Genomic DNA, 20342 nt, shown 5'->3' with positions numbered 1-20342 from the left:
CGGGGCCTTCGTCATGTCTGGGAGTCCGCGGGTGCCGGCCGGCTCAGACGACGGTCCAGGTGTCGCCGCCGCCGATGAGGGCGCCGAGACGCTGGGCCGGATCGCCCGAGGCGTCTCCGCGGGCGGTGCTGATCTGCGCGCGTGCCTGATCGTCGTACGTCGCCCGCTCGACCTGGCGGAAGATGCCGATCGGCGACTGGTTGAGGTAGCCCGAGTCGGTCAGCCGCGAGATCGCGAAGGCCATCGTCGGGTCGGGGTTGTGGGCGTCGTGCACCAGGAGGGCGTCCTCGCGCACGTCGGCCACCGTCACGACCTTGACCCCGCCGGTCTCGGTGTCGCGGATCAGGCCCTTGGAGCCCTCCCCGGAGGCGGACTGGACGCCGAAGCGGATCGGCTCGCCGTGCACCAGCGGGATGATCGCGTCGGCCTTGGTGTCCGGGCTCTTGATCGCGTCGAAGGCGCCGTCGTTGAAGATCGGGCAGTTCTGGTAGATCTCCACGAACGACGTGCCCCGGTGCGCGGCTGCCGCCGACAGCACCGAGGTGAGGTGCTTGCGGTCGGAGTCGATGGTGCGCGCGACGAACGTGCCCTCTGCCCCGAGGGCCAGCGACACCGGGTTGAACGGGTGGTCGACCGAGCCCATCGGCGTCGACTTGGTGACCTTGCCCGGCTCGGAGGTCGGGGAGTACTGGCCCTTGGTCAGCCCGTAGATGCGGTTGTTGAAGAGCAGGATCGTCATGTTGACGTTGCGGCGCAGCGCATGGATCAGGTGGTTGCCGCCGATCGACAGCGCGTCTCCGTCGCCGGTGACGACCCAGACCGAGAGGTCCTCGCGCGCGGTGGCGATGCCGGTCGCGATCGACGGCGCGCGGCCGTGGATGGAGTGCATGCCGTAGGTGTCGAGGTAGTAGGGGAACCGCGACGAGCAGCCGATGCCGGAGACGAAGACGATGTTCTCGCGGCGCAGGCCGAGGTCGGGGAGGAAGCCCTGGACCGCCTTGAGCACGGCGTAGTCACCGCAGCCCGGGCACCAGCGCACCTCCTGGTCGGAGGTGAAGTCCTTGCCGGTCTGGGGGGTTTCGCCAGGCTGCAGGGTGGGGACCGAGTCGATGCCCGACGTCAGGCCGGGGAACGGCAGGTCGGTGGTGGTCACGACAGCGCCTCCTCAGGGGCGGTGGTGGCGAGGTTGACGTCGATGCCCTCGGCCTGCGCCACGAGCTCGCCGATGGCCTCGGCCAGCTCCGCGGCCTTCAGCGGCAGCCCACGGACGTGGTTGTAGCCGACCACGTCGACGAGGTACTTCGCCCGCAGCAGCATCGACAGCTGGCCGAGGTTCATCTCGGGCACCAGCACCTTGTCGTAGCGGCCCAAGATGTCGCCCAGGTCGTGCGGGAAGGGGTTGAGGTGGCGCAGGTGCGTCTGGGCCACGCGGTAGCCGGCCTTGCGCACCCGGCGTACGCCGGCTCCGATCGGGCCGTAGGTGGAGCCCCAGCCGAGCACCAGGACCTTGGCGTCGCCCGTGGGGTCGTCGACCTCGAGGGGCGGCAGGGAGTCGGCGACGCGGTCGACCTTGGCCTGGCGGGTGCGGACCATGAAGTCGTGGTTGGACGGGTCGTAGGAGATGTTGCCGTGCCCGTCGCCCTTCTCGAGACCGCCGATGCGGTGCTCGAGCCCGGGGGTGCCGGGGATCGCCCACGGCCGGGCCAGGGTCTGCTCGTCGCGCAGGTAGGGCCAGAAGTCGGCCGCCCCGTCGTCGAGCGCGTGGTTGGGCGTCGTCGCGAAGCCGGGGTCGATCTCCGGCAGCTCCGAGAGCTCCGGGACCCGCCACGGCTCCGAGCCGTTGGCGAGCATCCCGTCGGACAGCAGCAGCACCGGGGTGCGGTAGGTGACCGCGATGCGCACCGCCTCCAGGGCGGCGTCGAAGCAGTCGCCCGGCGACTGCGGCGCCACGATCGGCACCGGTGACTCGCCGTTGCGGCCGAACATCGCCTGCAGCAGGTCAGCCTGCTCGGTCTTGGTGGGCAGCCCGGTCGAGGGACCGCCGCGCTGCACGTCGATGACGACCAGTGGCAGCTCGGTCATGACGGCGAGGCCGATGGCCTCCGACTTGAGGGCGAGGCCGGGGCCGGAGGTGGTGGTGATGCCCAGCGTGCCGGCGAAGGAGGCGCCGATCGCGGCGCCCACGCCCGCGATCTCGTCCTCGGCCTGGAACGTCGTGACGCCGAACGCCTTGTGCTTGCTCAGCTCATGGAGGATGTCGGAGGCGGGCGTGATCGGGTAGGAGCCGAGGAAGACCGGCAGCCCCGACTGCACGCCGCCGGCGACGAGGCCGTAGGACAGGGCGAGATTGCCGGTGATGTTGCGGTAGGTGCCCGGTGGCATGGGCGCCGGCTTGATCTCGTAGCTCACCACGAACGCCTCGGTGGTCTCGCCGAAGTTCCAGCCGCTCTTGAACGCGGTGATGTTCGCGTCGCGGATGTCGGGGACCTTGGCGAACCTGCGGCTCAGGAACTCCAGCGTCGACTCGGTGGGCCGGCCGTACATCCAGGAGAGCAGGCCGAGGGCGAACATGTTCTTCGCGCGCGCGGCGTCCTTGCGGGACAGGCCGAACTCCTTGACCGCCGCCACGGTCATGCCGGTGAGGTCGAGGGGATGGACGGCGTACGCCGCGAGCGTGTCGTCCTCGAGCGGCGACGTGGTGTAGCCCGCCTTGCTGAGGTTGCGGCCGCTGAAGTCGTGGGTGTCGACGATGATCGTGGCGCCCTGGGGCAGGTCGCCGAGGTTGGCGCGCAGCGCTGCGGGGTTCATCGCCACCAGCACGTCGGGGGCGTCCCCGGGGGTGAGGATGTCGTGGTCGGCGAAGTGCACCTGGAAGCTCGACACGCCGGGGAGCGTGCCCTGCGGGGCGCGGATCTCGGCCGGGAAGTTGGGCAGCGTCGAGAGGTCGTTCCCGAACGCCGCGGACTCCTGGGTGAAGCGGTCGCCGGTCAGCTGCATGCCGTCGCCCGAGTCGCCTGCGAACCGGATGATGACGCGGTCGAGCTGCTTGACCTGCTTGGTCACGGCGGGGTCACCTGACGCCTTCTCTCTGGTTCTCGTCCTTGCGGTCGTGGTGCAACCACCCACGATATCGCCGCTGTCGACCCGATCCCCATCGTCTCCCGACGTGGACGACCGCGTGGCGTAATGCGCGACACGTCTCAGACTGCGACGTTCAATGACGAGTAAGCCAGCATTATCGAGTAAAGTACGCGACTTAGAACAGATCGGTCCGGACTCGGCGGACCCCCTGACGTGAGGAAGCCATGAAGACCCAGCTCAAGACCGGCCGCGGCCGGATCGCACTCGCCGCGGCTGTAGTCGGCCTGCTCGCCACCACCGCGTGCTCCGCCAGCAGCGGCGCCTCCTCCGGGAACGACCCGCTCAGCGTGGTCGGCTACTCGGTGCTCGAGGCCGCCAACAAGCCCGTCTTCGAGGACTTCGAGGACACCGACGCGGGTAAGGACGTCACCTTCAAGACGTCGTACGGCGCCTCCGGCGACCAGTCGCGCGCGGTGGCAGGTGGGCTCGACGCCGACTACGTCCACTTCTCCCTCGAGACCGACGTCACCCGGCTCGTCGACGCCGGTCTGGTCGGCAAGGACTGGAAGGACGGCCCGACCAAGGGCATCGTCACGTCGTCGGTCGTCGTGTTCGTCGTCCGTGAGGGCAACCCCAAGAACATCCGGACCTGGGACGACCTGGTCGAGCCGGGGGTCGAGATCATCACGCCCAACCCGGGCTCGTCGGGCTCGGCACGCTGGAACATCCTCGCCGGCTACGGCCACGTGACCGCCGACGGCGGCACGGAGGAGGAGGCGACCGAGTACACCCGGAAGCTGCTCGAGAACACTATCGCCCTGCCGGGCTCCGGCCGCGAGGCGACCACGGCCTTCACCTCCGGGAACGGCGACGTGCTGCTGTCCTACGAGAACGAGGCGATCCTGGCCCGGCAGAACGGCGAGGCCGTCGACTACATCATCCCGCCCGAGACGCTGCTGATCGAGAACCCCGGGGCCGTCACCACTGACGCCCAGCCTGCGGCCCAGTCGTTCCTCGACTTCCTGCTCGGCCCGGTCGCGCAGGAGGAGTACGCCAAGAGCGGCTTCCGCCCGGTCATCGACGGGGTCGCGACCGAGGTCGAGGGCGCCAACGACCCGGCCGACCCGTTCCCGACTCCCGGCACTCTGCTCACCATCGACGACGACTTCGGCGGCTGGGCCGACGCGGCCACCAAGTTCTTCGCCGACGGCGAGGACGGCGGCGCGCTCGGCATCATCCCGCAGCTGCAGCAGGACACGGGCAAGACCGCATGACCGCAGCGGTCCTCACCCCGTCCCGGACGGAGCGCAGCCGCCCGGGATGGGGGTCTGCCTTCCACAGCACGCTCGGTCGCGGCTCGGCGCTGGGCCTCGGACTGGCCATGACGTGGTTCAGCCTGCTCGTGCTCCTCCCGCTGTCGGCGATCGTGGTCACCGCAGGCAGCAACGGCTGGGGACAGTACGCCGACACGCTGGGCAACGCGCAGACCTGGGCCGCGATCCGGCTGACCGTCGGACAGGCGCTGATGGTCACCGCGATGAACGCGGTGCTGGGCACCGTCATCGCCTGGGTGCTGGTCCGCGACCGGTTCTGGGGCAGGCGCGCCCTCGACGTGGTCATCGACATCCCCTTCGCGCTGCCGACGATCGTGGCCGGCCTGGTGCTCCTCGGTCTCTACGGCAAGGGCGGCCCGCTCGGGCTGGAGTGGGCCAACACCACCAGGGCCGTGTGGCTGGCGCTGGCGTTCGTGACCCTGCCGTTCGTCGTACGCACCGTGCAGCCGGTGCTCGAGGAGCTCGAGCACGACGTGGAGGAGGCGGCCGCGTCCCTGGGCGCCTCGCCGCTCACGACGTTCCGGCGGGTGGTGCTGCCCAGCCTGCTGCCCGCCGTCGCCGCCGGTGCCGCGCTGTCGTTCGCCCGCGCGATCTCGGAGTACGGCTCGCTGGTCCTGCTCAGCGGCAACCTGCCGTTCGAGACGGAGGTGGTGTCGGTGCGCGTGCTGACCTTCATCGAGAACGGCAACAACGCCTCCGCTGCCGCGCTGGCGACGATCATGCTGGCCGTCGCGCTGTTCGTCATCGTCGTGCTCGACATCCTCCAGCGACGGGTGGCCCGTCGTGGTTAGGGCCTCGGCCCCCGTCAAGTGGGCGCTGCGGCTGCTTGCGGTCGGATACGTCTTCCTGCTCGTCGCGTGGCCGGTGGCGCTCGTCGTCCGGCACACGTTCGAGGACGGCATCACCACCCTGCGCGAGACCGTGACCGACGAGTCGGTGCAGGGCGCCCTCCTGCTCACCGGCGAGGTCGCGCTGTGGGCCGTGGTCATCAACCTCGTCTTCGGCGTCGGCATGTCGTTGCTGCTGGTGCGCTTCGAGTTCCCGGGCAAGCGGCTCCTCTCTGCGCTGGTCGACCTGCCGATGTCGGTCTCGCCGGTCGTCGTCGGCCTCGCCCTGTTGCTGGTCTACAACGGCCGCACCGGCTGGTTCGGTCCGACCCTGGAGAGCAACGGCCTCCAGGTCATCTTCGACTCGCCGGGCATGATCATGGCCACCTGCTTCGTGGCGCTGCCGCTGGTGATCCGCGAGGTGGTGCCGGTGCTGCACGAGATCGGCGACGACCAGGAGCAGGCGGCCCGCTCGCTCGGGGCCGACGCGCTGCAGACGTTCCGGCGGATCACGCTGCCCAGCATCAAGTGGGCGGTCGTGTACGGCGTCGTGCTCTCCCTGGCTCGCTCGCTCGGTGAGTTCGGCGCGGTGAAGATCGTCTCGGGCAACTTCACCGGGCAGACCCAGACCGCCACCCTCGTCGTCGAGCAGAAGTACCAGAACTTCGAGCAGTCGTCGGCCTATGCGACATCCTTCCTGCTCGCCTTCGTCTCGGTGCTCTGCATCGTCGTCGTCTCCCTCCTCCGACCCAAGGAGTCACACTGATGTCCATCGACGTCTCCGGCCTCACCAAGAGGTTCGGTGACTTCGTCGCTCTCGACGACGTCACCGTGTCCCTGCCCACCGGCCAGCTGACCGCGCTGCTCGGGCCCTCCGGCGGCGGCAAGTCGACGCTGCTGCGGATCATCGCCGGCCTCGACACCGCCGACGCCGGCAGCGTGTCGATCGAGGGGGTCGACGCCACGAGGCTGCCGCCGCAGAAGCGCAACGTGGGCTTCGTCTTCCAGCACTACGCCGTGTTCAAGCACCTCTCCGTGGCGCGCAACGTCGCGTTCGGGCTGGAGATACGCAAGCGCCCCAAGGCTGAGGTGGCCGAGCGGGTGGACGAGCTGCTCAAGCTGGTGCACCTCTCGCAGTTCGCGCACCGGCTGCCCTCGCAGCTCTCGGGAGGCCAGCGTCAGCGGATGGCGCTGGCCCGGGCACTCGCCGTCGAGCCGAAGGTGCTGCTCCTCGACGAGCCGTTCGGCGCCCTCGACGCGAAGGTCCGCAAGGAGCTGCGTGAGTGGCTGCGCCGGCTGCACGACGAGGTGCACGTGACGACGGTCTTCGTGACCCACGACCAGGAGGAGGCCCTCGAGGTCGCCGACGAGATCGTGGTCATCAACGAGGGCCGGGTCGAGCAGGTCGGCACCCCCGACGCCCTGTACGACGAGCCGGCCAACGACTTCGTCATGTCGTTCCTCGGCGACGTCACCTCCCTGGGAGGCGCGACGCTGCGACCGCACGACATCGAGATCGCCACCGCCCCGCACCTGCCCGGCTCCGTCGAGGGCGAGGTGTCCCGCCTGCTGCGCATCGGCTTCGAGGTGCGGGCGTCCGTGCTGACGGTCGACGGCGACGACGTCACGGTCGTGCTGACGCGCACCCACGCGCGCTCACTGGGCATCGAGGAGGGCGGCACGGTCTGGCTGACCCCGTCGGCCGGCGCGGTCGTCGTACCTCGGATGAAGGCGGTGGGGTAAGCATGGGGCATGTCTCGGGCAGGATCACGGCGCGCCGCCGTCCTCCTGGCGCTCGCCGTGTCGCTGACAGCGTGTGCCGGGTCCGGCGGCGAACCCGGGGAGGGAGCCGGAGCCTCCTCGGACGAGGAGCGGCTCGCTGAGCTGCCCGGGATGACCGCGGCCACGATCGAGCGCCGAAGCGTCGAGGAGGACGTCGAGGTCACGCAGGTGGTGGTGGACGCGGAGGCGGGCGCGACCGCCGAGGAGATCAGCGCCGTCGTCGACGAGGTCCTCGACCACGAGCAGGAGTACGCCGTGGGCGAGAACGCCCCAGTCGCCGGGGCGGTCTACCTGGGCGCCGGGACCACGGAATGGGTCGACCCCGGCTCTCCCGCCGCCGGCCAGGCCGTGCCATCCGGTGTCTGGTGGGGAGTCCGGGCCGGGGCGGCGGTCGCGGACGAGGCACCGATCAGCGTACGCGCGGCCTGGCTCGTCGAGGCCGCCGGCCTGGTGCCCGACGCGACCGTCGTCGTCGACCACGACCAGGACCTGAAGGTCAGGGTCCCCGGCTTCGACCCGGTCCGGGTCGGGGAGATCGCCACCACGCTCCTGCACAGCGACCTCGTGGCCGATGCTCCCACCATCGTGAGCACGGGGGACTCCGAGCGGGTGCGGGGCCACGGCCCCGTGGCGGTGCTGGGCGGCAACCCCCTGACGCCTGAGCAGGTCGCAGCCTGGGACGCCTTCTCGTCGAGCATCGATCAGGCGCCGGACGTCGAGGTGCGCGAGCTCTCCCTCGGGCCCGTCGTGACCGGTGAGCTGGACCCGACGCTCCCGACCGGTGTCGTCAACGGTGTCACCACGATCCGGCTGCCCGGCGTCGTGCCCCCGCGGCGGCTCACGCCCGCGGAGTACGGCGGCCGGCTGTGGCCCATGCTGCGCGCACAGCTGGACGCCGTCGGTGCCGCCGGGCGGGGCTCGACCCTCGAGGTCTTCAACGACTACCGCACGTCGGCGGGAGCGGAGCCGGAGGAGGGCGACCTCTTCCTCGCCGTACGGACCGGGCCGGACCCGAGCCTGACGACGTCGGCCGCGGCTGGAACGCGGCGGCGACGGCGTACGTCACCGGTCGCTGACCGGGCCGGCTCAGCGGTAGTTGGTGAACTGCACCGCGAAGTCGTAGTCCTGCGCCCCTGGGAGGCGCGACGCTGCGACCTCACAACATCGAGATCGCCACCGCCCCGCACCTGCCCGGCTCCGTGTACCCCGGATGAAGGCGGTGGGGTGAGCAGCGGACCGTCGACGACTACTCGTCAGGGATCTTCACGGGCATCTCTGCGGGCATCGGAGCTTCTGCCGCCGCGAGCCGCCAGCCGAAGACGAGCGGCCCGCTGATGATCGCCAACCACAGCATCTCGGGAGCCTTGACTCCCAGCACGATCGCACCGAGCACCAGCGGGATGAAAGTGGCCCAGAGCAAGGCCGACCCCACGGTCCGGACCAGCCACGTAGCGAGTTGAGAGAGGTGCAGGTCGACGTTGTCCATGCGCGTCATCATGTCGTGACGAGCCTGGCGCTGTGGCGCGTTCGCGGATCGCCAGGTGCAGGTCACCGGCGCCTGACCTGCGGGCTCAGCGGTAGTTGGTGAACTGCACCGCGAAGTCGTAGTCCTGCGCCTTCACCAGGGCCTGGACGGCCTGCAGGTCGTCGCGCTTCTTCGACGACACCCGCAGCTCGTCGCCCTGGACCTGGGCCTTGACGCCCTTGGGCCCCTCGTCGCGGATCAGCTTGGAGATCTTCTTCGCGTCCTCGGAGCTGATGCCCTCCTTGAGTGCGATGGAGATCTTCGACTGCTGGCCCGACGCACGCGGCTCGGAGGCGTCGAGGATCTTCAGGCTCTGCTGACGCTTGATCAGCTTGTCCTTGAAGACGTCGAGCACCGCGGTCGCCCGGTCGTCGGCGGAGGCGGTGATCTCGATGGCCTGCTCGCCCTGCCACTCGATGGTGGCCCCGGTGCCCTTGAAGTCGAAGCGGGTGGCGATCTCCCGCGCCGCCTGCCCCAGGGCGTTGTCGACCTCCTGGCGGTCGAGCTTGCTGACGATGTCGAACGACGAGTCGGCCATGGGTGTCCTCCCGGTGCTGTTTTCTTTCGGCGTCGTGCCTGCGCTATTGTTTCGTCCTGCTCGCGGCGGCGCCACACGGCCCCGCCGCAACCACCCTGGCAGGTTGCCCGAGCGGCCAATGGGAACGGACTGTAAATCCGTCGGCTTATGCCTACGCAGGTTCGAATCCTGCACCTGCCACGAGACACCCCCGGTCCTCGCCGACCGGGGGTGTTCTTCGTCTCCGGGAGCTCAGAGCTCTGCCTCGGTGGACCCGAAGTCCGCGCCGAGGACCGCTGCGGCGCTGCCTCCGAGCATCGCCCCCATGGCGATGAAGGCGGCGGTCAGTCCGGCTCCGCCCGCGATCACACCCACACCGAGCGGCAGCACCACCTGGCCGAAGCGGTTGCCGCTGAGGCGGACCCCGATGGCCAGGCCACGGACGTCGCGCGGCGCTCGGTCCGCGACCCACGAGAGGGTCACGGGCTGGCCGAGACCGAGACCGAGCCCCGCCACCAGCAGCACGATCCCCAGTGCGACCGGCGCCTCCAGGAAGGGCAGCACCAACAGTGCCAGGGCGGGCAGGACGATGCTGGCCAGAAGCAGGCGCTTGCGGCCCAGCCATCGGATCAGCCGCAGCATCAGCAGGCGCGAGGCCATCGAGGCGGCCGCGCGCACCGCCAGGAGCAGACCCACGGTCTCGACCGCCATGCCGTGGGCCTCGCCGTACGCCGGCAGGTAGACCGCGATCAGGTCGATCGTCGTGAGCACGGTCAGGCTGGCGATCATCGCGTGCGGCATGCTCGGGATCCGGAGCACCCGATGGGTCGCCCGCCAGGAGGACTCGCGTGGTCGCGTGGGCTCGGGGTGCGCGCGAGGAGGACGAGCGGTCCGGCGCCACATCCAGATCGCCAGCAGCACACCCGGCAGGGTGAGGGCGGCAGTGGTGCCGAACACCAAGGTGCCGTCGAACCCCGCTCCACCGCTGCCGCCCAGAAGGCCGCCGAGAGCCGGTCCGATGAGCTGCCCGGTCGAGACGGCCACGGTGAAGAGGCCGAAGCGAGCGTCGCGCTCTTCGGGTGGACCCTGGTTGGCGACCAGGGTCTGGCTGCCGACCACGCAGGCGATGTGCCCGAAGCCGAGGGCGGCCTGACTGATGGCCAGCGCGACGAGGCTGTGGATGAAGACCAGCGAGAGAGCCACGCCGCCGATCACCGCGCCCCCCAGGAACACGAACAGCAGTTCGCCCCACCGATCGACCCATCGACCGATCGGGACCGCCACGAAGAGGCTCAGGCTGGCGTAGGCGCCCGCGACGAGACCGAGCTGGGTGTTGTCGGCCCCGAGGGCCAGGGCCTGGTAGGACACCATCGGGCGCACGACGTACACCGCCGTCTGGATCACCACGGTGACGAAGAGCAGCCTCAGGAACCAGCCCCTCGCCGCCGGGAGCGCCAGGCTGGTCGGGCGGGTCACGAGAGTGCTCCAGTCGCCGTCGTCCACAAGCAGTGCCGGGCGCAGCGACTGCTCCATCTTCGGCGCACACCATAACGGCCGGATTGGGCGGCTCGACGGAGTGCCCACCGCCGGCATCCCCAGCCGGGCACGTGCATGCGTCGATGCGGTCTCGCCGGTGCGAGACTGTGGCCGTGCCTGAGGTCGTGGAGCGTGAGCAGGTCCACGACATCGGCCGGCGCCGGGCCTGGGTGATCTGGGTCGTTGCGCTCTCGGTCTACGTGCTCGCCGTGTTCCACCGCAGCTCGCTCGGTGTAGCCGGGCTGCTCGCGGCCGAGCGCTTCGACGTCGCGGCCACCCAGCTCGCCTTCTTCACCGTGCTCCAGCTGCTGGTGTACGCCGCCCTGCAGGTGCCGGTGGGTGTCCTGCTCGACCGCTTCGGCTCGCGCCGGCTCCTGCTCGCGGGTCTGGTGCTCATGACGGCCGGGCAGCTCGGGTTCGGCCTGGCGACGTCCTTCCCCGCGGCGCTGCTGGCCCGCGCCGTGCTGGGCGCCGGGGACGCGGTGGTGTTCGTGAGCGTCATCCGGCTCGTGACCGTCTGGTTCCTCGTCCGCCAGGCACCGATGGTCACCCAGGTCACCGGCATCGCCGGCCAGCTGGGCGCGATCGTGGCGGCCGCGCCGCTGTCGTTCCTGCTGCGCGAGCTCGGCTGGACCCGCGCCTTCGCGGTCGCCTCGAGCATGGGTGTGGTGCTGATGGTGCTGGTCGTCATGCTCGTCAAGGACTCGCCCTACCGCCGGAGCGCGGTGGTCACCCTCAAGCTGCGCGCGCTGGCGCAGTCAGTGCGGCTGGTGTGGGGCAACCCCGGCACCCGGCTGGGCATGTGGTCGCACTTCACGTCGCAGTTCAGCGTCACCGTCTTCGCGCTGCTCTGGGGCTTCCCGTTCCTCGTGCGCGGGCAGGGCTGGTCGGAGGCCGCGGCCGGCACGCTGCTGATGGCGATGACCGGCTGGGTCATCGTCAGCGGCTTCGCGCTCGGCGCGCTGGTGGCGCGCTTCCCGTTCTACCGGTCGTGGATCGTGCTCGGCGTCGTCTTCACGATGATGGCCGTGTGGGCCGTCGTCCTGATGCGTGCGTCGCCGGCTCCGGGCTGGCTGGTCGTGCTCCTCGCCTTCGCCACCGCGTCCGGCGGCCCGGCCTCCATGGTCGCCTTCGACCTTGCGCGGTCGTTCACGCCGGTGCATGCCCTGGGCCGGGCCAACGGCATCGTCAACGTCGGTGGCTTCATCGCGTCCCTGGTGTGCATGGCGCTCATCGGCGTGGTGCTCGACCTGCGTCAGGAGGGGGGCATGGACGCCTACGTCCTGGCCGACTTCCGGGCCGCGATGGCCGTGCAGTACGTGTTCTGGGGCCTCGGCATCGTCCAGATCCTCCGCTACCGCCGGCGGGGGATCGCGCACCTCGAGCGGGTGCACCCCGGCGCCGTCGAGCAGATGCGGGCCGGCAAGGCGTGGGCACACCCGGGAATCGGCGAGGAAGGCGTGTAGGTCCAGGGCCTTGCGCTGGAGCGAAGGTAAGCAGTAACTTACCGTTCGTGAGCACGAACCAAGGTGTCGACGGGCTGAGTGCCCTGGGCGACCGGACCAGGCGGGCGATCTTCGAGTGCCTGGCTGAGGGCCCGCGCGCGGTCGGCGAGCTCGCCGACGAGCTGCCCGTGAGCCGTCCGGCGGTCTCCCAGCACCTGAAGGTGCTCAAGGAGGCCGGGCTGGTCGCCGAGCACGCGGAGGGCACGCGTCGCATCTACCGGCTCAACCCGGAGGGGGTCGCCGCCCTGCGCGACCAGCTCGACACCTTCTGGAGCAGGGCCCTGACTGGCTACGTGAAGACCACCGAGGAACCCACCCAGGAGAAGACATGACCCAGGCCGCAGATGCATCGGTGCGCAAGCACGTCGTCGTGGACGTCCCGCTGGAGCAGGCGTTCGCCGTGTTCACCGAGCGGTTCGGTGACTTCAAGCCCCGCGAGCACAACCTGCTGGGTGTCCCGATCGCCCGCACAATGTTCGAGCCCCGGGTGGACGGACACATCTACGACGTGGGCGAGGACGGCAGCGAGTGCCGGTGGGCTCGGGTCCTCGCCTACGAGCCCCCGAGCCGGGTGGTGTTCAGCTGGGACATCGGTCCGACCTGGCAGCTCGAGTCGGACGCCGCGAACGCCAGCGAGGTCGAGGTCAGGTTCGTGGCCGACGGGCCCGAGCGGACCCGCGTCGAGCTGGAGCACCGCGGCATCGACCGGCACGGACCCGGCTGGGAGGCCGTCCGCGACGGCATCGAGGGAGACGCCGGCTGGCCCCTCTACCTGGACCGCTTCGCGGCCCTGACCACCCAGGGCTAGCGGAACCGCGCTACTCGATCACCTTGCCCGCGTCGGTGACGTAGAAGGGCGAGTCCTTGCGGGAGAGCAGGTCGCGCCGCTCGTCGGCCGACAGGGCCTCGACCTGGGCCGACACGTCGGAGGGGAAGCCGCTGACCTCGGGCGCCGCGGCCACGGGCACGATCGAGTGCACGATGCGGTCGGCGTACACGTGCAGCATCGTGAGGGACTGGTGGCCGTCGACCCCGGAGATGAACCGGCCCTCGGGGGCGGGATCCGAGGTGTAGCAGGTGGCCGACGCGACGCTCACCGGGACGCCGGCGAAGGTGGAGTACGACGAGAAGTGGAAGTGGCCGCCGAGGATGCCCCGCACGTCGGTGCCGGCGATCGTGGTGGCCAGGAGGTCCTGGTCGAGCAGCTCGATGATCCCCGCCGCGGGGGTCATCGGCACCGGGATCGGCGCGTGGTGCATCGCGAGCAGGGTGCCGTGCGGCGCCGGCGTGGCCAGCTCCTCGGCCAGCCAGACGAGCTGGTCGCCCGTCAGCTCGCCGTGGTGGAAGCCCGGGACGCTGGTGTCGAGAGCGATGATGCGCAGGCCGCCCACGTCGTGGACGCGGTCCTGCGGGCCGGCGCCGTCCCCGCCGTCCCCGCCGTCCTCGTCGAAGAGCCCGGCGGCGTACTCCGCCCGCTCGTCGTGGTTGCCCATCGTCCAGACGACCTCGGCGCCGAGGTCGGCCGCGAGCGGTTCGACGATCTCGCGCAGCAGGGCGTACGCCGCGGGCTCCGCCTTGTCTGCCAGGTCGCCGGTGAACACCAGTGCCTGCGGCGCCGGGGTCAGGTGGCTGAGCCGTCCCAGCGCGGCCCGCAGGCGCGCCTCGGTGTCGACGGCGCCGTACTGCCGGACACCGCCCGCGAGCAGGTGCGGATCGGAGAGGTGCGCGACGACGTGCCCGGGGTCGGGGTACTGCCCGTACTGGATCACGCGCCGAGCGTAGTCAGTCGCGGGCCGGGACGACCGTGCCCGCGACCTCGCCGAGGGTGAGGCGCCCGCCGGCCGCACCGGGCGCGGAGTAGCGGAGCACCACGACGTCGCCGTCCTCGAGGAAGGTCCGCTCGCGACCGACCGCGGTGAACGGCTCCTTGCCGCCCCACGACAGCTCGAGGAACGACCCGCGCTGGTGACGCTCGGGCCCGCTGATGGTGCCCGACGCCCACAGGTCGCCGGTGCGGGTGGAGGCGCCGTTGACGGTGAGGTGGGCGAGCATCTGGGCGGGCGACCAGTACATCGAGGAGTACGACGGCCGCGAGACGACCTCGTCGTTCAGCACGACCTCCACCTCGATGTCGAGTCCGCGGGTGGCGCCGGGTGAGAGGTAGGGCAGCGGCTCGGGGTCCTGCCCGGGGAGGTCGACCCACGCGGCGTCCAGCGCGTCGAGCGGCGTGACCCACGGGGAGATGGACGTGGCGAAGCTCTTGCCCAGGAACGGCCCGAGCGGGACGTACTCCCACGCCTGGATGTCGCGCGCGCTCCAGTCGTTGAGCCCGACCACCCCGAAGACATGGTCGGCGAACGCCTCGGTGGGGATGCGGTTGCCCAGCCCCGAGCCGGTGCCGACGACGAACCCGAGCTCGGCCTCCACGTCGAGGCGCATCGACGGGCCGAACGTCGGGAGGTCGTCCGCGGGTGCCTTCCGCTGCCCCTGCGGCCGGATGATGTCGGTGCCCGACGGCACGACGGTGCCGGCCCGGCCGTGGTAGCCGACCGGGAGGTGCCGCCAGTTTGGCAGCAGCGGCTCGTCCTGGTCGGGACGGAAGATGCGGCCGACGTTGGAGGCGTGGTCGAGCGAGGCGTAGAAGTCGACGTAGTCGCCGACCTCGAACGGCATCCGCAGCGCCACGTCGGACACCGGCACCAGGCTCGGCTCGATGAGGTCGCGCTCGGTCTCGTCGGTGAGCATCCCGGTCAGCCACTGCCGCACCGACTCCCACACCGGACGGCCGCCGGCCATCAGCGGGTTCAGCGACGCGGCCTCGAAGAGGTGTCCGACCGCCAGCATGTCGCCGGCCGCGACCGGGGCGAGGTCGACCACGAAGTCGCCGATGCGGGCACCGACGCGGGGCTCCTCGCCGGGCCGCTCGAAGACGGCGTACGGCAGGTGGTCGACGTCGAACCCGGAGCCCGTGGCTCCCTCGACCCAGCTGGTGGTCATGGCGTCTCCTGGAGGAGTCCGAGGGCGAGCAGGTCGTCGAGGGGCTCCCGCACCGAGCAGGAGCCGAAGGAGGTGAACCATCGCCTGGCCCCGGCCAGGTCGATGCCGTCGGCTCGTTCGGCGAGTCGGGCGCCGTCGCGCGACTCGAGCAGCTCGACGGCCTCGCTGGTGGTCGCGCCGTCGAACAGCGCCCGGGTGGCGAGCAGGACGTTGAGGAAGCCGTGGTGCTCGAAGCCCGTCTCGTCGTCACGATGGCGTACGGCGTTGTGCAGCCCGGCCGTGCACTTGAACGGGGTCTCGCGATCGAGCGCGGCGTCCACCCAGGTCGTCAGCTCGGCTGCTGTGGGGAAGAGATGGGCCTCGACGCCGCCGGTGCGGAACTTCAGCCGGAGCTCGGCCGACGCCACCTCGTCGGCGGCCGCCTGCCAGCCCCACGTGACCTCGCCCTGGGGAAGCTCCACGAAGACCGGCGCCTCCTCGTCCAGCAGCCCCTCGCCGCGGGCCGCGTCGACCGCGGCGACGACCCGGCGGGCGTTGCCGGCCAGGTCGTCGGGGTCGCGCAGGGCGATCTCCAGGCCCTTGAGCCGGTGGTCGCGGCGCTCCACGAGCTTCAGGGCGCCGGCCACGGCACCCGCGCCCCCGGTGACCACCACCGAGAGCGGCAGGGCTCGGCCGACCGACCCGATGTCGGTGTCCTTGACGACGAGCGAGCCGACGAGGTCGGCGTACCACTCGCCCTCCCGGGCGGCGTACGCCTCGACGGCGTCGTCGAGGGCGGCGTTGCCCGGCGGGAAGGTCGCAGCGTCGTCGACGAGGCCGGACCACGACGGCCAGAAACGCGACGGGGGAGGGTTTGACACGAGAGTTACTCTAACCTCGACGCGGATAGCGGACGCAAGCGTCCGATAATCGGAATGCGAGGATCTCATGGCCTTCTATCGCACCGTCGGCGACATCCCGCCCAAGCGGCACACCCAGCATCGCGACCCCCAGGGCAACCTCTACCGCGAGGAGCTGATGGGCGAGGAGGGCTTCTCATCCGACTCGGCCCTGCTCTACCACCGCGGGGTGCCGTCGGCGCTCGTCGACAGCGTCGTGTGGGAGCTGCCCGACCAGACCCGCACGCCCAACCACCCGCTGAAGGCGCGGCACCTCAGGCTGCACGAGCTCGGGTCCGCCGGCGGTGACCCCGTCACCGGGCGGCGGATGATCCTCGGCAACAACGACGTGCGGATCGGCTACGTCGTCACCGGCACCGAGCCCTCGCCGCTCTACCGCAACGCGATCGGCGACGAGTGCGTCTACGTCGAGGCGGGCGCCGGCACCGTCGAGACCGTGTTCGGTGTGGTGCCGTACCGCACCGGCGACTACGTGGTGGTCCCGCGCTCCACCACGCACCGGTGGGTGCCGAGCGAGCCGTCCCGGCTCTACCCGATCGAGGCCAACAGCCACATCCATGCGCCCAAGCGCTACCTCTCGCGCTTCGGGCAGTTCCTCGAGCACGCGCCGTACTGCGAACGCGACCTGCACGGCCCCACCGAGCCGCTGCTCGTCGAGGGCGCCGATGTCGAGGTGCTGGTCAAGCACCGAGCTGGGGGCGCCGTGGTCGGCACCACCATGACGTATGCCACGCACCCGTTCGACGTGGTCGGCTGGGACGGCTGCCTGTACCCCTACACGTTCAACGTCGAGGACTTCATGCCGATCACCGGCAAGATCCACCAGCCGCCGCCCGTGCACCAGGTCTTCGAGGGCTGGAACTTCGTGATCTGCAACTTCCTGCCCCGCAAGGTCGACTACCACGAGCTCGCGATCCCGGTGCCGTACTACCACTCCAACGTCGACTCCGACGAGGTGATGTTCTACGTCGGCGGGGACTACGAGGCCCGCAAGGGGTCCGGCATCGGGATCGGCTCGATCTCGCTGCACCCTGGCGGCTACGCCCACGGCCCGCAGCCGTCGGCGATCGAGGCGTCCCTGGGCGCGGAGTTCTTCGACGAGTCGGCGGTCATGGTCGACACCTTCGCGCCGCTCGAGCTCGGCGAGGGCGGCCTCGCGTGCGAGGACCCGGACTACGCCTGGACCTGGGCCGGCCGTGGCCCGTCCGCCTCCGACCAGACCGACGACGGCGGCCCCGCCGTCTTCAGCAACTCCTGAGTGCTCGTTGAGTTGCGCCCCCGTGCCCAGTGAGTTGCGCCCCCGTACCCGTTGAGTGGCGTCTCCGTGCCCAGTGAGTCGCGTCATCGTTCTGGCCGGGTACGCAGGCGCGACTCAGCGATGCGTGAGGCGCAACTCGGCGGGTACGCAGGCGCGACTCAACGGTGCGTGAGGCGCAACTCAACGGGCACGGACGCGCGACTCGGCGGGTACGGACGCGCGACTCAACGGGGTGCCGCAGGCTCAGCCCTCGGTGACGAGCAGGCCCAGCTGCTCGTGGATCTCCGGCACCGTGGGGCGGTCGTACGGATCCGGAGACAGGCAGGCGGCGATGACGCCGCTCAGGGTGGCGGGCAGGCGACGGCTGAAGGCGGCGAGGCTCGGCGCCGGGCGGGCCACCTGGAGGAAGGCTCCCTCGTCCCACGCCGTGTCCTCCGCCTCGTCGAGTGGTGCGAACGGCGCCGCGCCGGTGGCAGCCTCGAAGAGGGTGGCCCCGATGCCCCACACGTCGGTCGCGGCACTCGCCACGCCACCATGCGCCTGCTCGGGAGCCAGGTACTCCCTCGACCCGAGGCCGCGGCGTACGGGACCGGGCGGCAGGGCGATGCTGAGGTCGATGAGTACGGCGACCCCGTCGCGCACCACGACGTTGCCGGGCCGGATGTCGAGGTGCAGGTAGCCGGCGCGATGGAGGTAGTGCGTGGCCGAGCACAGCTGCCGCCCCAGGTGCGCCAGGTCGGCGACCGGCAGCCGCCGGGAGCGGGTGTCGACGATCTCCTCCAGCGTCGGGCCGGCGATGGTCTCGAGTACGACGACCGGCACCGGCTCGCGGATGACGCCGAAGGCGCGCGGCAGGTGCGGGTGGGCGAAGCGCAGCAGCAGCTCGCCCTCCAGGAGCAGCCGGTCGCGCACCCGCTGGACGTGTGCCCGGTCGGGTCGCGCGGTCTTCGCCACGACGCTGCACAGCAGGTCGGCCGAGAACACCTCGTAGACGTCGAGCGCCCTGCCGCGCGAGAGCAGGTCGATCACCCGCAGCCCCGGCACGAGCTCCGCGCCGGGCGAGAGCACCGGTGGCTCGTGCGCGACGACGTCGACGGCGCTCATGCCTTCACCCTGGGGGCGGACAGCTCACCCGGATGTGCCAGCAGCCACAGGTCGGCGTAGACCCCGCTTTCCCGCAGCAGCTCCTCGTGGGTGCCCTGCTCCACCAGCCGGCCATCCTCGAGGACGAGGATCCGGGTGGCGTGCCGGGTGGTGGTGAGGTTGTGGGAGATCATCAGCGTCGAGCGGCCGTCCATCAGCCGGAGCAACGGGGCGACGACCCGGCCGGTGCTGCCCGCGTCGAGGCCCGAGGTCGGCTCGTCGAGCAGCAGCACCGGCGCGTCGCGCAGGAGGGCGCGCGCGATCGCCACCCGTTGCGCCTGACCACCGGACAGCCGCCGACCGCGGTCACCCACCTGGGTGTCGTAGCCGTCGGGGAGCCGGCGTACGAACTCGTCGGCGTCGGCCAGCACGGCGGCCCGCTCGATCGCGGTGTCGTCGGCGCCCGGCCGTCCGAACGCGATGTTCTCGCGCACCGTGCCGTCGCGCAGCAGGGTCTCCTGCAGCACCACCGCCGTCTGGGCGCGAAGACTCGTGCGAGTGACGTCGCGTACGTCGCGCCCGTCGAGGGTCACCCGACCGGCCGTGGGGTCGACGCTGCGGGTCAGCAGCCGTGCCACGGTGGACTTGCCGGCCCCGCTCGCGCCCACTACTGCCACCACCTCGCCCGGCCGCACGCGGAACGTCACGTCCCGGACCGCGGGGGTGTCCGATCCGGGGTAGGCGTAGGTGACGTGCTCGAAGGCGAGGTCGGCGCGGCTGCGCTGCACGGTCACGGCGTCGGGCCGGTCTGCGGGCAGCGGCTCCGCGCGCAGGAGCTCGAGGACGCGTTCGGCTCCCGCCGCTGCCGAGTACGCCGAGGTGAGGGTGCTGCCGAGCCCGCGGATCGGCCCGAAGAGCCGGCTGAGATAGGTGAGGAAGGCCAGCAGCTCGCCCACCGTCATCCGGCCCCGGGACAGCAGCCACGCGCCGACGCCGATGACCACGAGCGCGCCGACCAGCTCGATGAGGTCCACGGTGGGGGCGTAGAGCGAACGAAGGCGCGCGGAGGCCATCTCGGCGCGGTACTTGGCCTCGGCCTCCACGCCGTACCGCACGACCTCGTCGTCCACCCGGTCGTAGGCCTGCACCAGGGGCATGGTGCCGATGGTCTGCTCGATCGCGGTGCTGATCGACCCGGAGCGGCGCTGACGCTCGCGAGAGACCTCGCGCATCCGGCGGGAGAAGTGCCTCGACGACAGCCAGAACAGCGGAGCGGCGCAGAGCGACACGAGGGCCAGCGTCGGCTGGAGCCAGAACAGAGCGGCGGTGAACACCACGAGCTCGACCAGGTAGGTCAGCGCCCGCGTGCTGCCCGAGACCAGGAAGCCCTCGATGGCGGAGACGTCGCCGGAGACCCGCGCGAGCAGGTCGCCCACCCGGCTCCGGGAGAAGAAGTCGAGGGGCAGCGACCCGAGATGGCGCAGGAGGCTCTGCCGCAGGTCGATGAGGAACCGCTGGGTGAGCCAGGTCGAGAGCATCCGGTCGGCCCCGCCGACCAGCGCCTGGGCCAGCGTCAGGCCGAGGTAGGTCAGCGCGACGACGGGGAAGAGCGTGAAGTCCCGCGGCACGAGGATGTCGTCGACCACCACCTTGAAGAGCCAGATCTCGGCAGCGGTGAACAGCGGGCCGGCGACGGCGAGCGCCATGCCGGCCAGCATCCCGAGACGCCGTGGCGCGGCGTACGGCCAGAAGGCGCGCACGATCTCGCGCAGCCGGGCGGCCGGCGCGGGCGCCGGGACGTGGGTGGTCACGCGGTCTCCAACCTGGGAGGGCGGAACATCGAGACAGGTGGACGGGCGGGGGCGCGGTCGACGCGCTCCCGCCCGGCCCTGGGGGCAGCTGGGATCAGTGCCCCGTGCGGGTGCGGGTGCGCGTGCCCGTGCCGGTGCGGCTTCCGGTGCGCGTGCGGGTGCTCGTTCCATGCCCGCGGCCGCGGCC

General features: G+C 71.2%; 18 protein-coding genes and 1 tRNA gene. 10 read left to right on the top strand and 9 right to left on the bottom strand.

The features are described from left to right. Nucleotides 1-43 precede the first annotated feature (43 nt). Complete coding sequence (locus ACP7BP_RS03520; protein WP_426242537.1) at nucleotides 44-1153, bottom strand: 2-oxoacid:ferredoxin oxidoreductase subunit beta; 1110 nt, start codon at nucleotides 1151-1153, stop codon at nucleotides 44-46. Then, nucleotides 1150-3063, bottom strand: a complete 1914-nt coding sequence (locus ACP7BP_RS03515) for a 2-oxoacid:acceptor oxidoreductase subunit alpha (RefSeq protein ID WP_426242535.1) — start codon at nucleotides 3061-3063, stop codon at nucleotides 1150-1152. Before ACP7BP_RS03515 ends, ACP7BP_RS03520 begins: the two co-directional genes overlap by 4 nt. Before the next feature lie 242 nt (nucleotides 3064-3305). Between ACP7BP_RS03515 and ACP7BP_RS03510 the strand changes: the two genes are divergently transcribed. From ACP7BP_RS03510 to ACP7BP_RS03490, 5 genes are read left to right on the top strand one after another with little or no spacing between them, the layout of a single operon-like run. Beyond that, entirely contained in the window at nucleotides 3306-4355 is a 1050-nt protein-coding gene (locus tag ACP7BP_RS03510) for a sulfate ABC transporter substrate-binding protein (RefSeq protein WP_426242533.1), read from the top strand. Next, complete coding sequence (gene cysT, locus ACP7BP_RS03505; protein WP_426242531.1) at nucleotides 4352-5206, top strand: sulfate ABC transporter permease subunit CysT; 855 nt, start codon at nucleotides 4352-4354, stop codon at nucleotides 5204-5206. The genes ACP7BP_RS03510 and cysT overlap by 4 nt, the downstream gene beginning before the upstream one ends. Next, nucleotides 5199-6008: a sulfate ABC transporter permease gene (locus ACP7BP_RS03500; protein WP_426242529.1), complete on the top strand. Its 810-nt coding sequence runs from the start codon at nucleotides 5199-5201 to the stop codon at nucleotides 6006-6008. Before cysT ends, ACP7BP_RS03500 begins: the two co-directional genes overlap by 8 nt. Beyond that, nucleotides 6008-6985, top strand: coding sequence for a sulfate/molybdate ABC transporter ATP-binding protein (locus ACP7BP_RS03495; RefSeq protein WP_426242527.1), 978 nt, complete (start codon nucleotides 6008-6010; stop codon nucleotides 6983-6985). Before ACP7BP_RS03500 ends, ACP7BP_RS03495 begins: the two co-directional genes overlap by 1 nt. Nucleotides 6986-6994: 9 nt before the next feature. Then, nucleotides 6995-8359 carry a hypothetical protein gene (locus tag ACP7BP_RS03490; protein ID WP_426242525.1) on the top strand — a complete coding sequence of 455 codons (1365 nt, stop codon included), beginning with the start codon at nucleotides 6995-6997 and terminating at the stop codon, nucleotides 8357-8359. A gap of 236 nt (nucleotides 8360-8595) precedes the next feature. Here the strand turns inward: ACP7BP_RS03490 and ACP7BP_RS03485 are convergent, their stop codons facing one another. Further along, nucleotides 8596-9087 (bottom strand): YajQ family cyclic di-GMP-binding protein, encoded by a 492-nt coding sequence (locus tag ACP7BP_RS03485; protein ID WP_426242524.1) that lies wholly within the window; start codon nucleotides 9085-9087, stop codon nucleotides 8596-8598. Nucleotides 9088-9184: 97 nt separating this feature from the next. Here ACP7BP_RS03485 and ACP7BP_RS03480 point away from each other — a divergent pair. Continuing rightward, a tRNA-Tyr gene (locus ACP7BP_RS03480) sits at nucleotides 9185-9267 on the top strand. Between the two features lie 51 nt (nucleotides 9268-9318). Here ACP7BP_RS03480 and ACP7BP_RS03475 read toward each other — a convergent pair. Then, nucleotides 9319-10599: an MFS transporter gene (locus ACP7BP_RS03475; RefSeq protein WP_426242522.1), complete on the bottom strand. Its 1281-nt coding sequence runs from the start codon at nucleotides 10597-10599 to the stop codon at nucleotides 9319-9321. A 116-nt stretch (nucleotides 10600-10715) separates the two neighbouring features. On the opposite strand from ACP7BP_RS03475, the gene ACP7BP_RS03470 reads away from it, so the two are divergent. From ACP7BP_RS03470 to ACP7BP_RS03460, 3 genes are read left to right on the top strand one after another with little or no spacing between them, the layout of a single operon-like run. Then, the gene (locus ACP7BP_RS03470) at nucleotides 10716-12068 is read left to right on the top strand and encodes an MFS transporter (RefSeq protein WP_426242520.1); all 1353 of its coding nucleotides are present in this window, start codon (nucleotides 10716-10718) and stop codon (nucleotides 12066-12068) included. A 47-nt stretch (nucleotides 12069-12115) separates the two neighbouring features. Then, a complete protein-coding gene (locus ACP7BP_RS03465; RefSeq protein WP_426242518.1) occupies nucleotides 12116-12439 on the top strand; it encodes an ArsR/SmtB family transcription factor in 324 nt (107 codons plus the stop codon). Further along, nucleotides 12436-12915, top strand: coding sequence for an SRPBCC family protein (locus ACP7BP_RS03460; protein WP_426242516.1), 480 nt, complete (start codon nucleotides 12436-12438; stop codon nucleotides 12913-12915). Before ACP7BP_RS03465 ends, ACP7BP_RS03460 begins: the two co-directional genes overlap by 4 nt. A 10-nt stretch (nucleotides 12916-12925) precedes the next feature. On the opposite strand, the gene ACP7BP_RS03455 is transcribed toward ACP7BP_RS03460, so the two are convergent. Genes ACP7BP_RS03455 through ACP7BP_RS03445 form a run of 3 tightly spaced genes read right to left on the bottom strand, consistent with a single transcriptional unit; the run spans nucleotide 12926 to nucleotide 15964 of the window. Continuing rightward, on the bottom strand, nucleotides 12926-13876 hold the full coding sequence (locus ACP7BP_RS03455; protein ID WP_426242514.1) for a metallophosphoesterase: 951 nt from the start codon (nucleotides 13874-13876) through the stop codon (nucleotides 12926-12928). Between the two features lie 13 nt (nucleotides 13877-13889). Further along, nucleotides 13890-15104 (bottom strand): fumarylacetoacetase, encoded by a 1215-nt coding sequence (gene fahA / locus ACP7BP_RS03450; protein ID WP_426242512.1) that lies wholly within the window; start codon nucleotides 15102-15104, stop codon nucleotides 13890-13892. Further along, nucleotides 15101-15964: a hypothetical protein gene (locus ACP7BP_RS03445; RefSeq protein WP_426242510.1), complete on the bottom strand. Its 864-nt coding sequence runs from the start codon at nucleotides 15962-15964 to the stop codon at nucleotides 15101-15103. The genes fahA and ACP7BP_RS03445 overlap by 4 nt, the downstream gene beginning before the upstream one ends. 67 nt (nucleotides 15965-16031) lie before the next feature. Here ACP7BP_RS03445 and ACP7BP_RS03440 point away from each other — a divergent pair, with 67 nt between their 5' ends. Further along, a complete protein-coding gene (locus ACP7BP_RS03440; protein WP_426242508.1) occupies nucleotides 16032-17261 on the top strand; it encodes a homogentisate 1,2-dioxygenase in 1230 nt (409 codons plus the stop codon). A gap of 243 nt (nucleotides 17262-17504) precedes the next feature. Here ACP7BP_RS03440 and ACP7BP_RS03435 read toward each other — a convergent pair whose 3' ends face one another. Together ACP7BP_RS03435 and ACP7BP_RS03430 are read right to left on the bottom strand one after the other, a co-directional pair. Next, nucleotides 17505-18365, bottom strand: a complete 861-nt coding sequence (locus ACP7BP_RS03435; RefSeq protein WP_426242506.1) for a serine/threonine-protein kinase — start codon at nucleotides 18363-18365, stop codon at nucleotides 17505-17507. Further along, nucleotides 18362-20155 carry an ABC transporter ATP-binding protein gene (locus ACP7BP_RS03430; RefSeq protein ID WP_426242504.1) on the bottom strand — a complete coding sequence of 598 codons (1794 nt, stop codon included), beginning with the start codon at nucleotides 20153-20155 and terminating at the stop codon, nucleotides 18362-18364. The genes ACP7BP_RS03435 and ACP7BP_RS03430 overlap by 4 nt, the downstream gene beginning before the upstream one ends. Nucleotides 20156-20342 lie beyond the last annotated feature (187 nt).

This window comes from Nocardioides sp. LHG3406-4 (assembly GCF_049897745.1).
Taxonomy (GTDB): domain Bacteria; phylum Actinomycetota; class Actinomycetes; order Propionibacteriales; family Nocardioidaceae; genus Nocardioides.
The sequence above is the reverse complement of the archived record's forward strand: the minus strand, read 5'-3'. Positions and strand labels throughout refer to the sequence as shown.